Consider the following 13678-nt stretch of genomic DNA (forward strand, 5'->3'; position numbering starts at 1 on the left):
ACCCCTAGGGGGTATGCATTGCATGTTCAGGTATACCCCCCTGCCCTATGAAGCGCAAGGGTGGATCTCTCGTCGGGGTCCGGAGTGTCCGCGTCCGACCCCCGGGATGCGTCTGACCTCACGTATCTTCACGTCGGATTGAGGCTGCGTCCTCGGTCGACCGACCCGTAGGCTGGCCATTGGACTAGACCTATTGCCGCTTCCTGGAGGATTGGGATCCCATGAGCAACCGTGCAGTCCTGGAGGTGATCGCTCTCGACGCGGAGGACGCGGTCGCCGCCCAGGCGGGTGGTGCGGACCGCCTTGAGCTGGTCACCGACATGGCGGCGGACGGCCTGACCCCGTCCCGTGCGACCTTCGCGGAGATCCGGGCGGCGGTGGACATTCCGCTGCGGGTGATGCTCAGGGTGGCGGACGGCTTCGCGGCCGGAGACATCGATGTGCTCGTGGCCAAGGCGCGCGAACTGCGTGCGGAGGGTGCCGAGGAGTTCGTGCTGGGCTTCCTCGACGCCGAGGGGCATCCGGACCTGGTCGCCGTCGAACGGCTCGTCGCCGAGCTGGACGGCTGCCCCTGGACCTTCCACCGCGCGATCGACCGGGCCGCCGACCGCGACGCCCTGCGCAAGCAGCTGGCGGACATGCCGGGCCTCGACACGTACCTCACCGCGGGCTCGCCGAAGGGCGTGGACGACGGCATCCCGACCCTGCTCGTGGAGGCAGCCCGCAAGGGCGAGGCCGGGTACGAGCCGCAGATCCTGGTGGGCGGCGGCCTCCGCCTGGACCACTTGCCGCAGCTGCTGGCCGTGGGCCTCGACGCGGTGCACATCGGCGGCGCGGCCCGCCCGCACGGCTGGTCGGGCCCGGTGGACGCGGCGGCGGTACGGGAATGGCGCACGGTGCTCGACGCGTAGCCGGGGCGGCGTTCGGGGTGCTCCCGGGTCATGGGTTCGGGTTCACCCGGCGGAACGGTTCCGTCCTCGAACGCCGGACGGCCGGTGGTTGCCGGACGGGCTGGCTCCGCCCGGCGGAATCCGGCCTCGTCGGCGTTGGAGGCACGGGGTCCGCGCGGCGCCCCGGGTGGCCCCGGCGGCGGGCAGGGGAACAGGCCCGCCGCCGCAGGCGCCCCACCCGCTCCTACGCCAGCTCTCCCGGCAACGCCGCCGCGTGCACCACCGTCAGCCCCGACACCGCACGCGTCAGCGCCACGTACAGCCGGCGCAGCCCCGTGCGCTCGTCGGGTTCGCCGTCCACCACCGCGGCCGGCTCGTCCAGTACCACGTAGTCGTACTCCAGGCCCTTCGCCAGCGAGGCCGGGACCAGCGTCAGCCGGGACTCGGCGGTCGTCTCCTCACCGGGGGAGAGATACGCGTGGCCCGCCGCGGTCAGCGCGTCCGCCAGCGCCAAAACGCGCGCATCGGCCGCGATCAGGCCGATCGACCCCTCTCGCGTCAGCGACTGTTCGCACGCCGCCAGCACCGCCGCGTCCAGCTCCGCCGGACCGGCCACCTGCCGTACCTCCAGCGAACCCGGCGACTCACGCACCGACTCCACCGCCGCGAGCCCCGGCGAGATCTCCGGCAGGAGCCGGGACGCGTACGCGATCACCTCGCGCGGCACACGGAAGCCCGCCGTCAACTCCTCGACCACCGCGTCCGGCTTGCCCAGGTGGTGCAGGGCCTGCGCCCAGCTCTCCGTCGACCACGGCGTCGTGCCCTGCGCGAGATCGCCGAGGACCGTCGCCGAACCCGTCGTGCACCGGCGGCCCACCGCCCGGTACTGCATGGGGGACAGGTCCTGCGCCTCGTCGAGCACGACATGGCCGAGCGAGTGCGTACGCGCCACCAGATCGCCTGCCTCGTCGATCAGCACCGCGTCCGCCGCCGACCACTTCGCGGACTTCACGCTGCGGGCCGGCCTGGTCCACAGGATCGTCTTCTGCTCGTCCTCGGTGAGCAGCCCCGCCGCGTGCGCGGCCAGGAACTCCGCGTCCGACAGCAGTCGCAGCACCACCTTGGCCGGTTCGACGGCAGGCCAGATCGCCTTCACGGCCGCCTTCACGGCGGGGGTGCGGGCCACCGCGTTCTGCACCCGGTCGTCGGGCGCCTCGCCCGCCTCCTCCATCCGGACCAGGACGGAGTGCGCGATGCGCTGCGGGAGCGCCTCATGGGCGGCCCCGTACCGCATGTCACGGGCCAGCAGCTCGGTGACGATCTCCTCCAGCTCGTACGCCGGCACCCGCCAGCGGCGCGAACCGCGCACCACCATCACCGGCTCCGTCGGCGGCGTCACATGCGAACGGATCGCCCGCCGCAGTACCTCCGCCATCCTGGCGTCGCCCTTGACGACGGCGGCGGCCGCCGAGTCCGTGCCGCGCACCTCGATGCCCGCCGCCACCAGGTCGTCGACGGTCGCCTGCTTCACCTCCAGCTCACCGAGGGCCGGGAGCACCTGCTCGATGTAGTGGAGGAACGAACGGTTCGGCCCGATGACCAGCGTGCCGGTACGGGCGAGGCGCTCGCGGTGCGCGTAGAGCAGATACGCGACACGGTGCAGGCCGACGGCCGTCTTGCCGGTGCCGGGCCCGCCCTGCACGCAGACCGTCCCGCCGAGACCGCTGCGGACGATCTCGTCCTGCTCGGGCTGGATCGTCGCGACGATGTCACGCATCGGCCCGACACGCGGCCGCTCGATCTCCGCCTGGAGGAGCTTGCTGGTCTGCTCGGCCTCGGCGGGGTCGTCGAGGTGCTCGTCCTCGTACGCGGTCAGCTCACCGCCGGTGTAGCCGAAGCGGCGGCGCCGGCCGACGTCCTGGGGATCCTTCCTGGACGCCCGGTAGAACGGCTGCGAGACGGGCGCGCGCCAGTCGATGACCATCGGGTCGCCGTCGGCGTCGTGGACGTGGCGGCGCCCGATGTAGAACTGCTCGCCCTCGGCGCCCTCGGCCTGTTCCGCACCGACCGCGTGCAGATAGTCCAGGCGCCCGAAGAAGAGAGGCGTATGGGCGAGATCGGCGAGCGACTTGATGCGCTCGTCGATCTGGGCCTGCAGAACGGCCGCGTTCACCCAGTTCGCGGTGACGTCACGGATGTCGAGAGCCTGGGCGTCCTCGCGCATGGCGCGCAACGCGGAGCGGGACGCGGTGAGATGGGCGCGTTCACGAGCCAGGGGATCGTTGGTGGTGTCGCTTTCGTGTTCGTGCGCGGGCACGGTGTTGCCTCCGGCTTTTCAACGCAGGACGGCGGACCGCACCTCGCTCCGGCCACGGGTCGGGGCGATGCGGTCCGCTCGGGGATCGATCACGGGATGCGCGCGCGGGCGCGCGTACGGCTGTCGGCCGGTTTCCGTCCGGTCGGCGGCGCTCCCCCGGCTGCCGGCGAAGGCCGGTACCACGGTGCGGGAGGCGGGCAGACCGGCGATTGTATCGACCGCCCCCGGCGGGGGCGAACGAATTAAGGTCCCGTCCGGCGGATCGGATCGGGGCAGAGCCCGGAGCCCGGGGCCCGGAGTCGGGAGCCCGGAGCCGGGCCCCGGCCCGCCGGACAAGGACGAGGATCCGGGTCCACCCCGTAGGGGACGGCATGCGACCGGAGGCCTGGACGCACCGCTTCGGGATTCCGCCCGCGGGCCGATGCCTTCACGGGGCGGGCGCAGGACCATGGAATACATGAGCACCGTCTCCCTGAACCCCCGCAGGACCGGTCCCGCGCACGGCGCGACGGCGGCCACCGGTCACCCGTACACCCACCGCGTCGGCGATGCCCTGCGCGCCGTCAAGGTCTACGCCCGCGCCGCGTTCGGCATCGTGGTCCTCGGCGAGTACGCCGAAGAGGCGGGCGTCCGCCACTACCACTGAGTGCCGCACGCGGCCCGGCGCCCACCGACCGGCCCGGCCGCCGTCCGCACCGACGACCGTCCCCGGTCACCGTCCAGCGGCCGACCCCGACCCCGGCCACCGTCCTCACCGACCGGCCCCGGCCCCCGGCGCCCGTCGACCGGCCCGGCAGGTGTCCTCAGCCGTCGGCCAGCAGTTCGTCCGCGTCCACGATCCGGTACGCGTACCCCTGCTCGGCCAGGAACCGCTGGCGGTGCGCCGCGAAGTCCTGGTCGATCGTGTCGCGGGCGACCACCGAGTAGAAGCGCGCCTCGTGCCCGTCGGCCTTCGGCCGCAGCACCCGGCCGAGCCGCTGCGCCTCCTCCTGTCGCGAACCGAACGTCCCCGACACCTGAATGGCGACGGTCGCCTCCGGCAGGTCGATGGAGAAGTTCGCGACCTTCGACACGACGAGGACGCTGAGCTCACCCTCCCGGAACGCGTCGAAGAGCTTCTCGCGCTGGGCATTGCTCGTCTCGCCCTTGATCACCGGGGCGTCCAGATGCTCACCGAGTTCGTCGAGCTGGTCGATGTACTGCCCGATGACGAGGGTCTGCTCGCCCCGGTGTTTGCGTACGAGCGCCTCGGTCACGTTCCGCTTCGTCGCGGTCGTCGCGCAGAACCGGTACTTCTCCTCGGTCTCCGCGGTGGCGTACGCGAGCCGCTCCGAGTCCGTCAGATTGACGCGCACCTCGACGCAGTCGGCGGGCGCGATGTAGCCCTGCGCCTCGATCTCCTTCCACGGGGCGTCGAACCGCTTGGGCCCGATCAGCGAGAAGACGTCCGACTCGCGGCCGTCCTCGCGCACCAGCGTCGCGGTCAGGCCGAGGCGCCGCCGGGCCTGCAGGTCGGCGGTGAACTTGAAGACGGGGGCGGGCAGCAGATGCACCTCGTCGTAGATCACCAGACCCCAGTCGCGGGAGTCGAACAGCTCCAGATGCGGGTAGACCCCCTTCCGGCGGGTCGTCAGCACCTGGTACGTGGCGATGGTGACCGGCCGGATCTCCTTGCGCGTACCGCTGTACTCGCCGATCTCGTCCTCGGTCAGCGAGGTCCGTTTCACCAGCTCGTGCTTCCACTGCCGCGCCGAGACGGTGTTCGTCACCAGGATCAGCGTGGTCGCCTTGGCCTGTGCCATCGCACCGGCCCCGACCAGCGTCTTGCCCGCACCGCAGGGCAGTACGACGACACCCGAGCCACCGTGCCAGAACCCCTCGACGGCCTGCTTCTGGTACGGCCGCAGCGCCCAGCCGTCCTCCGCGAGCTCGATGGGGTGCGCCTCGCCGTCCACATAGCCCGCGAGGTCCTCGGCGGGCCAGCCCAGCTTCAGCAACGTCTGCTTGATCTGCCCGCGCTCCGAGGGGTGCACGGCGACGGTGTCCGGGTCGATCCGCACCCCGACCAGCGGCTGGACCTTCTTCGACCGGAGGATCTCCTCCAGCACGGGGCGGTCGGTGGAGGTCAGCACCAGACCGTGCACCGGATGCTTGGAGAGCGTGAGGCGGCCGTACCGGGCCATCGTCTCGGCGATGTCGACGAGCAGCGCGTGCGGAACGGGGTAGCGCGAGTACTGCACGAGCGCGTCGACGACCTGCTCGGCGTCGTGCCCGGCGGCGCGCGCGTTCCACAGCCCGAGCGGGGTCAGCCGGTAGGTGTGGATGTGCTCGGGCGCCCGCTCCAGCTCGGCGAAGGGCGCGATGGCCCGCCGGCAGGCGTCGGCCTGGTCGTGGTCGACTTCCAGGAGCAGTGTTTTGTCGCTCTGGACGATGAGGGGTCCACTCACGCGCGTCAGCCCTTTCTGCTGCGGGGACGGCCGGGAACGGCCAAACGTCCAGTGTGCCGCATCCGGCGGTGCGGGCGCGTCGCGTCGCCGGGCACGGGGCCGTCGGTCCGGACCGGCCGGATCCCACCGGCCGGGCACGACGCCCGTGCGGGGTGCCGGGCGACGGGTGATCGCGGGCGATTCAGGACGTGGCGTCGTCGGCCAGTTCGGCGACTCCGGTGATCCGGTGCAGCGGGTATGTGCGGACCTCGTCCGCCGTGTGGTCGTACGCCGTGACGAAGCCGCCCTCGACCCGGACCGGGGCGATGACGCGCTGGCTGGCCGCGCCGTCCGCGTTGACGTAGCCGATCCAGAGCGCCGAGCCGGTCATCGCGGCCGCCTGGACGGTGGCGAGGGTCTCGGCGGAGGTCGTACGGGGCAGGGCGCCGGGCGTGGCGGCGGGCGCGTCGGCCGGGTCCTTGCGGACCACCGTGGCGGCCGTGTCCCCGGCGCGGATCGCCCGGACCGCCGCGCCGAGCAGGGTCGCGTCCGGGACCGGCGGGCCCTCGGGCACGGGGACGGGGGGCGTGCGGGGCGGGGTGCGGCGGGCGCCCGCGCGGGTGATCAGGACGTCGCCCTCGGCGGACTCGGCGGCCGGCGCGTAGCCCATCTCGCGCAGCCCTTCGAGCAGGGACGCCGGATCGACCTGGGCAGCCAGGGCCGTCGGTGCCAGACGGCGCAGGCGCAGGGTGGCCGAGCGTTTGTCGGCGAGGATCTCGTTCAGCATGGCCTCGTCGTCGCAGCGTACGTACGAGGAGGCGGCGCCGATCCGCAGATGGCCGTGGCGGCGGGCGACGTCGTCGATGAGGTAGCTGAGCGGCTGCGGCACCGGCGTACGGCTGTGGGTGGAGAGGAAGGCGTGCAGATCGGCGGCGGACTGTCCGGCGTCCAGGGCCCGGCGAACGGAGCCGGGGGTGAAGCGGTAGACCGTCGCGCCGCCCTTCGACTCGATGTCCGCGAGGGCGGAGAGCATGTCCGCCAGCGGGCGCTCCAGCGGACCGGGGGCGACGGCCGTCAGGTCGGCCTGGAGCAGGACGTGGTCCAGGGGTTCCGGGATGAGGGGCGCGAGCAGCGCGGCGGCCCCGTCGGGGCCGGAGTCGAGCAGGGCGCGGGTGTGCGCGGCGAGTGCGCCGCGGCCGGTGATGCCGAGGAGTTCGGACTCGTTGAGCGTCCACAGGGCGATCCGGGACCGCAGGTCGGTGGTGCCCCCGGCGGAGGCGGACGCGCCGCGCAGCGGGCGTTCCCAGCGGAGCCTGGCGAGGACGGTCTCCGGGTCGGGGGCGGTGCCCGGCTCCAGGGAGGCGAGGAGGGCCAGGACCCGGTGGCGGATCTCGGGGGCGGCGGAGCGGTCGAGGTCGGGGCCGAGGGCGGACAGGGCCCGGCCCTTGGCGTCCTGGCCGCCGACCAGGCCGGGGGTACGGGTCGCGGCGAGCCAGGCGGCGGCGAGGCGCGCCCAGCGGTCCTGGGCGGGGAGTTCGGCCCAGTCGTCGTAGGCGGGCGTCGGCGCGTACCGTTCGTCGGCCTCGCCGTCGGAGGCCAGCAGCCCGGCCGCGTAGGCGAGTTCGGTCCAGAACGCGGCGACGGGCTCGGAGACGTCGAGGGCGGTGGCGGTCCGCTTCAGGTCGCGGACACTGAGGCCGCCGGCACGCAGTATCGCGGGCCCGCCGCCGTTCCAGCCCTTCAGCAGCTCCTCGACGGTGGCCACCGCCAGGAACGCCTGGCCGGCCGCGGCGCTGTCCACAGCCTGGGGATCACGGCCGGCGACCGCCTCCACGGCCGGCGGCCGCGGTTCGGGCACGCGGTGGGCGCGCCCGGCCCGCAGATGCAGGGCGGCCTCGCGCGGCAGCACCACGGTGCGGGTCGACACGGGCAGCAGCAGCCCGTGGTCGCGCAGCCATTTCACCGGCGGGGTGGGGTTCGGGGTCACTTCCCCGTACGGCGGTCCCCACACCAGCCGGTCCAGTACGGACAGGGCCTCGGCGGGGGCGGTGTCCAGCAGCTCGCCCATCCTGGCCCGGTCGGTGAAGAGTGCCGACAGGGCCGTCACGGCGGAGACCGGGTCGTGGGTGGCGGGCAGACCGGCCGCCGCCAGGATCTCCTGGAGGCGGCCCGGCGACATCCCGGCGGTCGCCTCCGCGACGGTCGGACCCAGGCCGGTGGGGGAGGGGTGCTGGGGGGACGGCGCGAGGAGTTCGCGCGCGGTGCGCACCAGTCGCAGCCGGTCGTCCTCGCCCCAGACGAGGGCCTGTTCGCGCAGCGTGTCCAGGGCGGCGGGCAGCGCGTCCGCGATCGCCGTGTCCGCGTCGCCCCGGTGCTCGCCGTCGTCCCGGCCGTCGCCGGTGAGCAGGCGGAGCAGGGTCTCGTACGGTGCGGGGTCGGGCGCCACGGCGAGCGCCTCGGCGGTCTGCAGGGAGAACCGGTCGAGGTGTTCCAGCGCGCGTACGACGGAGGCGCGCGTGCCGGCTCTCGTCGCGAGCTGGGTGATGTCGCCCGGCACGGGGGTGAGGAGATCGGGGCGGGCGCGCAGCAGCCCCGCCAGCGATTTCTCGTCCCGGGCGCGGAGAGCCTCGGCGAGCGTCCGCGGTGGTGTGGTCGTCCCCATCCGTCCCACGGTAGTCGCTCCGGACAGGCCCGAGGGCGCTACCGTCGGTGCAGGGCCGCAGAGGGGAACCATCGCGTGGGCATCGAGAGCGACCAGCTCGTCTACGACTATCTGAGCCGGGTCGGGGACCTGGCGCAGCAGCAACAGCTGTCCTCGGGCGCCCGGATGAGGCTCGTCGCGACGCTCCGGGGCGAGATCGACCGGCAGCGCGGAAAGCAGTCCGGGGACACCCCGGCGGCGGTCCGCCGCATCATCGGGAGGCTCGGCACGCCGGACGAACTGGTCGCCGCGGCGGCCGCGTCGGCGGACGGCACGGTGGAGTTGCCGCAGGGGCCGGCACCTGCCGCGCAGGAGGGCAGCGGCATCCCCCGGCCGCGCAGGGGAATGCTCCGGAAAGAGGGTTCAGGCCGGGGCGCGTCGCGGGTGCAGGCAAAGACCTCGGGCGGGGAGTTCCCGGACGAAGAGCCGGGACACGCCGGCGAGTCCGCGGAGTCCGCGGCTCCGGAACCGGCCGGGCGGGTGCCCTCGCCGCCGCACATGGCCGGATCGGACGAGCTGGGCCGGTCCGGGAACGAGCCGGACTGGTGGCGCGTCGAGCCGACGCCGTTCGGTGACGGGGTCGATGTGCCGGGGTTCTTCGGCGGCGTCGAGATCCCGGACATGATGAAGCCGCCGGCTCCGGACGGGGGCGCCGTGCCGCGTCCGCGCGCGGGCGACGGTGAACCGGAGCACGACGAGCCGGACGGTGGTGACGGCCTCACCGAGGACGACGGTCCCGGCGAGGCCCCGCGCCGCCGACGGTTCCCGAGGCTCGGCCGCCGCGCCGCGCGCGAGGGCGGGGCGACGGGTCGCGGCTTCTCCCACCCCTTGTTGCTGCTCGCCGCCGCGCTGCTGGTCGCGGGCGCCGTGATGGGCTCCTGGCCGGCCCTGGCCGGCGGCTGGCTGCTGGCGTACAGCTCACGCAAGCTCTCCCGCGCGGAGGCGAAGTGGGCCGCGATGGGGCTGCCGGGCGTGGTCGTGGCGGGCGCCCTGGTCTGGCTGTGGGGCCGGACGGCGGGCCGCTGGGGCGAACCCATCGGGACCGGGCAGATGAACGAGGTGATCGGCCAGACATGGCCGTGGGTGCTGCGGGGGGCGGCCGTCGCCTCCGCGCTCTACCTGGTGTGGCGGTCGCGGAGGCCACGGTCGTGAGGCCGCGCGTCAGCCGGTCGTCTTCGCCCTGAACTCGTCGAGGATCCGGTCCGCGGCCGTGTAGCCGATGCCCGCGCTCCACAGCCGGTCGTCGACCTTGAAGACCTTTCCGTTCCTGGACGCCGTCAGCCCCTTCCACAGGCCGCCGCTCATCGTCTTCGTCGCCCCCGCCTTGTCCGGGTCGCCGTACGTCGACGTGAAGACGACATCCGCGTCCGCGAGGTCGGTCTTCTCGGGGGACACGTCGTACGAGAAGCCGTCCTTGGCCTTGTCGGTGATCGCGGGGCGGCCCATGCCGACGTCGGCGAGGATCGAGCCGATGTAGTTCTGCTTGCCGTAGATGCCGATGTCGGCGGTGAGCCGGGCCCCGGGCGCCCGGCGAGGGCGGATGGCCCGCGGCGTCGGGCAGCCGTTCCGGCGGGCACTCACCCGCCGGGAGCGGGCCGCGCGTTCACGCCGTCGGCGTGGCCTGCCACGGCGCACCCGGCACCACGAGCGGCGAACCCGTCACCGGGCACGGGACGATCACCGCGTCCAGGCCGAAGACCTCGCGCACGAGAGCGGCGGTCACGATGTCGTTCGGGTGGCCCTCGGCGACGATCCGGCCCGCCTTCATGGCGACCAGGTGGTCCGCGTACCGGGCGGCCTGGTTGAGGTCGTGGAGCACGGTGACGACGGTCCGGCCGCGGGTGCCGTCCGCCGCCGGGGCGGTCAGTCGGCGCACCAGGTCCAGGACCTCCACCTGGTGCGCGATGTCGAGGTACGTGGTCGGCTCGTCGAGCAGCAGCAGATCGGTCTCCTGGGCGAGCGCCATCGCGATCCAGACCCGCTGGCGCTGCCCGCCGGACAGCTCGTCCACGGACCGGTCGCCGAGCGCGGTGATGTCCGTACGCTCCATGGCGTCCGTCACCGCCCGCTCGTCCTCCTGGGACCACTGCTGCCACCAGTGCTGATGCGGCTGCCGGCCACGGGCGACGAGGTCACAGACGGTGATCGCCTCGGGGGCCACCGGGGTCTGCGGCAGCAGCCCGATCGACTGGGCGATCCTCCGCGTGGGGATCCTCGACAGCTCGGTGCCGTCCAGGAGCACCGCCCCGCCGCGCGGCTTGAGGAGCCGGCCGAGCGCGCGCAGGGTGGTCGACTTGCCGCAGGCGTTCGGCCCGACGATCACGGTGACCCGGCCGTCGGGCACGTCGAGGTCCAGCTCCCGCACGACGGTGCGGTCCTCGTACGCGAGGGTCAGCCCCCGTGCGGCGAGCCGGCCGGTCGCGGTCGCCGCGGCCTCGGGCGCGTCGGACGCGTCGGACGTACGGGTCGAGCTCATGCGGTGCCTCCACTACGGCCGCGACCGCCGCCGTGGCCTCGGACGATCAGCCAGATCAGATACGGGGCGCCGACCGCCGCCGTCAGAACGCCCACCGGAAGCTCGGTGGGCGAGAAGAGCTTGCGCGCCAGCAGATCCGCGAAGACCACGATCACCGCGCCGAGCAGCGCCGAGCAGAACAGCGGGATCTGCGCGGTACGGGTCATCCGGCGGGCGATCTGCGGGGCGAGCAGCGCCACGAAGTCGACCGGCCCGGCCGTCCCGGTCGCCACGGACGCCAGGATCACGCCGAGGGCGACGAGCCCCAGCCGTACGCGTCCCAGACGCACCCCGAGCGCCGTCGTGGTGTCGTCGTCCATCGAGACGGTGCGCTGGGCCCGCGCCGCCCACAGGACGGCCGGCAGGAGGATCAGCAGCGTCCAGCCGATCGGTGCGGCCTCGGACCAGCCGCGGCCGTTGAGCGAGCCGGTCATCCAGACCTGCGCCTGCTGGGCGACGAGATAGTCGCCTTTCGTCATGAACAGCGTGGTGACCGACCGCAGCGCGATGGCGAAGCCGATGCCGATGAGGACGAAGCGGGTGGCGTGCAGCCCGCCGCGCCAGGCGAAGACGTACACCAGCGCCGCCGCGGCCACCCCGCCGATGACGGACAGATACGGCAGCACGGTGTACGAGGTGACGCCGAAGGTCATCGCGCCGACCGTGAGAGCGCTCGCCCCCTGGCTGATGCCGATGATGTCGGGGCTGGCCAGCGGATTGCGGGCGACGGTCTGGATCAGCGCACCGGCGATCCCGAACGCCGCGCCGACCAGCAGCCCCACGACCATCCGCGGCAGCCGCAGCGTGCCGACGACCAGCTCGTCGGGGGACGGCTGTCCGAGGATCACCTTCACGACCTCGCCGGGCGCGACGAAGCTCTCGCCGACGCAGAGGTACGCGACACAGAGGGCGGCCAGCACGACGAGGAGGGCGGCGGCGACGACGGCCGCGCGCCGGTGCAGCAGGAACCGGCCCCGCGCCCCGATGCGTACGACGTGGTACCCGGCGGGCCGCACCCGGGCGGCCGTGTCCGCGCTCATGCGGGCACCGCCTTCCGGCGCACCAGCACGACCAGGAACGGAACACCGATCAGTGCCGTCATCACGCCCGCCGGGACCTCGCTCGGCGGGAAGAGGACACGGCCGATGACATCGGAGACGAGCAGCATGACGGGTCCGATCAGCGCCGCCATCGGCAGCACCCAGCGGTGGTCGCTGCCGACGATCGCGCGGGCGATGTGCGGGACGGCGAGCCCGATGAACGCGATCGGACCGGCCGCCGCGACACCGACACCGGTCAGCACGGTGGCCCCGACGCCGCCGACGATCCGTACCGTCGCGACCTTCTGCCCGAGGCCCTTCGCCACGTCCTCGCCGAGGGCCAGCGCATCCAGCCCTCGGGCGACGGACAGCACGAGCACGGTCCCGACCAGCATGAACGGCCAGATCTGCTGGGCCACATCGGCCTCGCGCCCGGCGATCGAGCCGACCTGCCAGAAACGGAACTCGTCCAGCGCGGACGCCTTGGTCGTCAGCACCGCCATCGTCACCGACACCAGCAGCGCGTTGATCGCGGCGCCGCCGAGGGCGAGCTTCACGGGGGTGGCGCCCCCGCGCCCGCCGGAGGCGACGGCGTACACGGCGACCGAGGCGATCGCGGCCCCCGCGAACGCGAACCACGCGTACCCCGTCAGGGTGTGGATTCCGGCGTACGCGATGGCCAGCACCACGCCCACCGAGGCGCCCTGGCTGATGCCGAGGATGCCAGGGTCGGCGATGGGGTTACGGGTGATGCCCTGGAGCACCGTGCCCGCGAGGGCCAGTGCCGCGCCGACCATCAGCCCGATCAGGGTGCGCGGTACCCGCATGTTCCGGATGACTTCGGCGGAGTCGGAGTGCCCGCCGTGCAGCAGGGCGTCGATCACCTCGGACGGGGGTATGGAACGGGCCCCCACGGCGAGACTGAGAAGGACCGCCACCAGCAGCGCCGCAACGGCCGCCGCCGTCGCGAGTGCGCGTCCGGGGCGGCGTGGTGCGGCGGCTGACATGGGACCCAATCGAAAGGCGAAGCAAAGTTAGGCTTGGCTAAGTCTAAGCACCGCCGGTTCGGCGTCCGAGGGCCCGTACCGCGAACGCCCGGCATCCGCCACGCGCGACAATGGGCTTCATGCCTTCGCACCCGCTGACGGTCGGCTTCGACCTCGACATGACGCTCATCGACACCCGGCCCGGCATCAAGGCCGCCTACCTGGCGCTTTCCGCCGAGACGGGGACGCCGATCGATGCCGACCTGGTGGTGAGCAGGCTCGGGCCGCCGGTCGACGACGAGCTGCGCAACTGGTTCCCGGCCGACGCGGTGGCCGCCACCGCCGACCGCTACCGGGAGATCTATCCCACCTACGCCATCACCCCGAGCCCCGTGCTGCCGGGCGCCCGGGAGTCGGTCGCGGCGATCCGTGAGCGGGGCGGCCGGGCGATAGTCGTCACGGCCAAGCACCGGCCGAGCGCGGAGCTCCACCTCGCCCACCTCGGGATCGAGCCCGACGCGCTCATCGGCGGCCTGTGGGCGGAGGCCAAGGGCCAGGCGCTGCGCGAGCACGGCGCGCAGGTGTACGTGGGCGACCACACCGGCGACGTACGCGGCGCCCGCACGGCAGGGGCGCTGTCGGTCGCGGTCGCCACGGGCCCGTGCGACGCGGAGGAGCTCCGGGCGGCGGGGGCGGACGTCGTCCTGTCGTCGCTGACGGAGTTCCCGCCCTGGCTGGACGGGTACCTGGACGGGGACGCGGCGTAGGGCTTTCGGCGGGGGCGGATCCAGAGCGCCGGGCGA

The 13678-nt window shown here is 73.6% G+C and carries 10 protein-coding genes and 1 pseudogene; 4 read left to right on the top strand and 7 right to left on the bottom strand.

Annotated features, from left to right (window positions below; translation table 11 throughout):
* Positions 1–221: 221 nt before the first annotated feature.
* Entirely contained in the window at positions 222–911 is a 690-nt protein-coding gene (locus tag ABZ826_RS11135) for a copper homeostasis protein CutC (RefSeq protein WP_361445617.1), read from the top strand.
* 223 nt (positions 912–1134) lie between these two features.
* Here the strand turns inward: ABZ826_RS11135 and ABZ826_RS11140 are convergent, their stop codons facing one another.
* A complete protein-coding gene (locus ABZ826_RS11140; RefSeq protein ID WP_361445620.1) occupies positions 1135–3207 on the bottom strand; it encodes a UvrD-helicase domain-containing protein in 2073 nt (690 codons plus the stop codon).
* Between the two features lie 457 nt (positions 3208–3664).
* On the opposite strand from ABZ826_RS11140, the gene ABZ826_RS11145 reads away from it, so the two are divergent.
* Positions 3665–3853, top strand: a complete 189-nt coding sequence (locus tag ABZ826_RS11145; protein ID WP_361445623.1) for a hypothetical protein — start codon at positions 3665–3667, stop codon at positions 3851–3853.
* Between the two features lie 157 nt (positions 3854–4010).
* On the opposite strand, the gene ABZ826_RS11150 is transcribed toward ABZ826_RS11145, so the two are convergent.
* Entirely contained in the window at positions 4011–5654 is a 1644-nt protein-coding gene (locus ABZ826_RS11150; protein ID WP_361445626.1) for a DNA repair helicase XPB, read from the bottom strand.
* 181 nt (positions 5655–5835) lie between these two features.
* Entirely contained in the window at positions 5836–8295 is a 2460-nt protein-coding gene (locus ABZ826_RS11155) for a helicase C-terminal domain-containing protein (protein ID WP_361445629.1), read from the bottom strand.
* Positions 8296–8370: 75 nt separating this feature from the next.
* Between ABZ826_RS11155 and ABZ826_RS11160 the strand changes: the two genes are divergently transcribed.
* On the top strand, positions 8371–9486 hold the full coding sequence (locus ABZ826_RS11160; protein WP_361445632.1) for a hypothetical protein: 1116 nt from the start codon (positions 8371–8373) through the stop codon (positions 9484–9486).
* Positions 9487–9495: 9 nt separating this feature from the next.
* On the opposite strand, the pseudogene ABZ826_RS11165 reads toward ABZ826_RS11160, so the two are convergent.
* The 4 genes and pseudogenes from ABZ826_RS11165 to ABZ826_RS11180 all read right to left on the bottom strand — a co-directional run.
* Positions 9496–9840, bottom strand: a pseudogene (locus ABZ826_RS11165) (ABC transporter substrate-binding protein); the annotation flags it as partial.
* Between the two features lie 97 nt (positions 9841–9937).
* Complete coding sequence (locus ABZ826_RS11170; protein WP_361445635.1) at positions 9938–10810, bottom strand: ABC transporter ATP-binding protein; 873 nt, start codon at positions 10808–10810, stop codon at positions 9938–9940.
* Complete coding sequence (locus ABZ826_RS11175; protein WP_361445638.1) at positions 10807–11889, bottom strand: iron ABC transporter permease; 1083 nt, start codon at positions 11887–11889, stop codon at positions 10807–10809. Before ABZ826_RS11175 ends, ABZ826_RS11170 begins: the two co-directional genes overlap by 4 nt.
* The gene (locus ABZ826_RS11180; RefSeq protein ID WP_361445641.1) at positions 11886–12896 is read right to left on the bottom strand and encodes an iron ABC transporter permease; all 1011 of its coding nucleotides are present in this window, start codon (positions 12894–12896) and stop codon (positions 11886–11888) included. The genes ABZ826_RS11175 and ABZ826_RS11180 overlap by 4 nt, the downstream gene beginning before the upstream one ends.
* Positions 12897–13015: 119 nt before the next feature.
* On the opposite strand from ABZ826_RS11180, the gene ABZ826_RS11185 reads away from it, so the two are divergent.
* Positions 13016–13642, top strand: a complete 627-nt coding sequence (locus ABZ826_RS11185; protein WP_361445644.1) for an HAD family hydrolase — start codon at positions 13016–13018, stop codon at positions 13640–13642.
* Positions 13643–13678 lie beyond the last annotated feature (36 nt).

The sequence above is a fragment of the Streptomyces sp. NPDC047515 genome (assembly GCF_040643055.1).
Taxonomy (GTDB): Bacteria; Actinomycetota; Actinomycetes; order Streptomycetales; family Streptomycetaceae; genus Streptomyces.

Bases quoted from the DNA above. Each gene is read 5' to 3' on its own strand.
- ABZ826_RS11180 (WP_361445641.1), bottom strand. From the start codon at position 12,896: ATGTCAGCCGCCGCACCACGCCGCCCCGGACGCGCACTCGCGACGGCG.
- ABZ826_RS11175 (WP_361445638.1), bottom strand. From the start codon at position 11,889: ATGAGCGCGGACACGGCCGCCCGGGTGCGGCCCGCCGGGTACCACGTC.
- ABZ826_RS11135 (WP_361445617.1), top strand. From the start codon at position 222: ATGAGCAACCGTGCAGTCCTGGAGGTGATCGCTCTCGACGCGGAGGAC.
- ABZ826_RS11170 (WP_361445635.1), bottom strand. From the start codon at position 10,810: ATGAGCTCGACCCGTACGTCCGACGCGTCCGACGCGCCCGAGGCCGCG.
- ABZ826_RS11185 (WP_361445644.1), top strand. From the start codon at position 13,016: ATGCCTTCGCACCCGCTGACGGTCGGCTTCGACCTCGACATGACGCTC.
- ABZ826_RS11155 (WP_361445629.1), bottom strand. From the start codon at position 8,295: ATGGGGACGACCACACCACCGCGGACGCTCGCCGAGGCTCTCCGCGCC.
- ABZ826_RS11145 (WP_361445623.1), top strand. From the start codon at position 3,665: ATGAGCACCGTCTCCCTGAACCCCCGCAGGACCGGTCCCGCGCACGGC.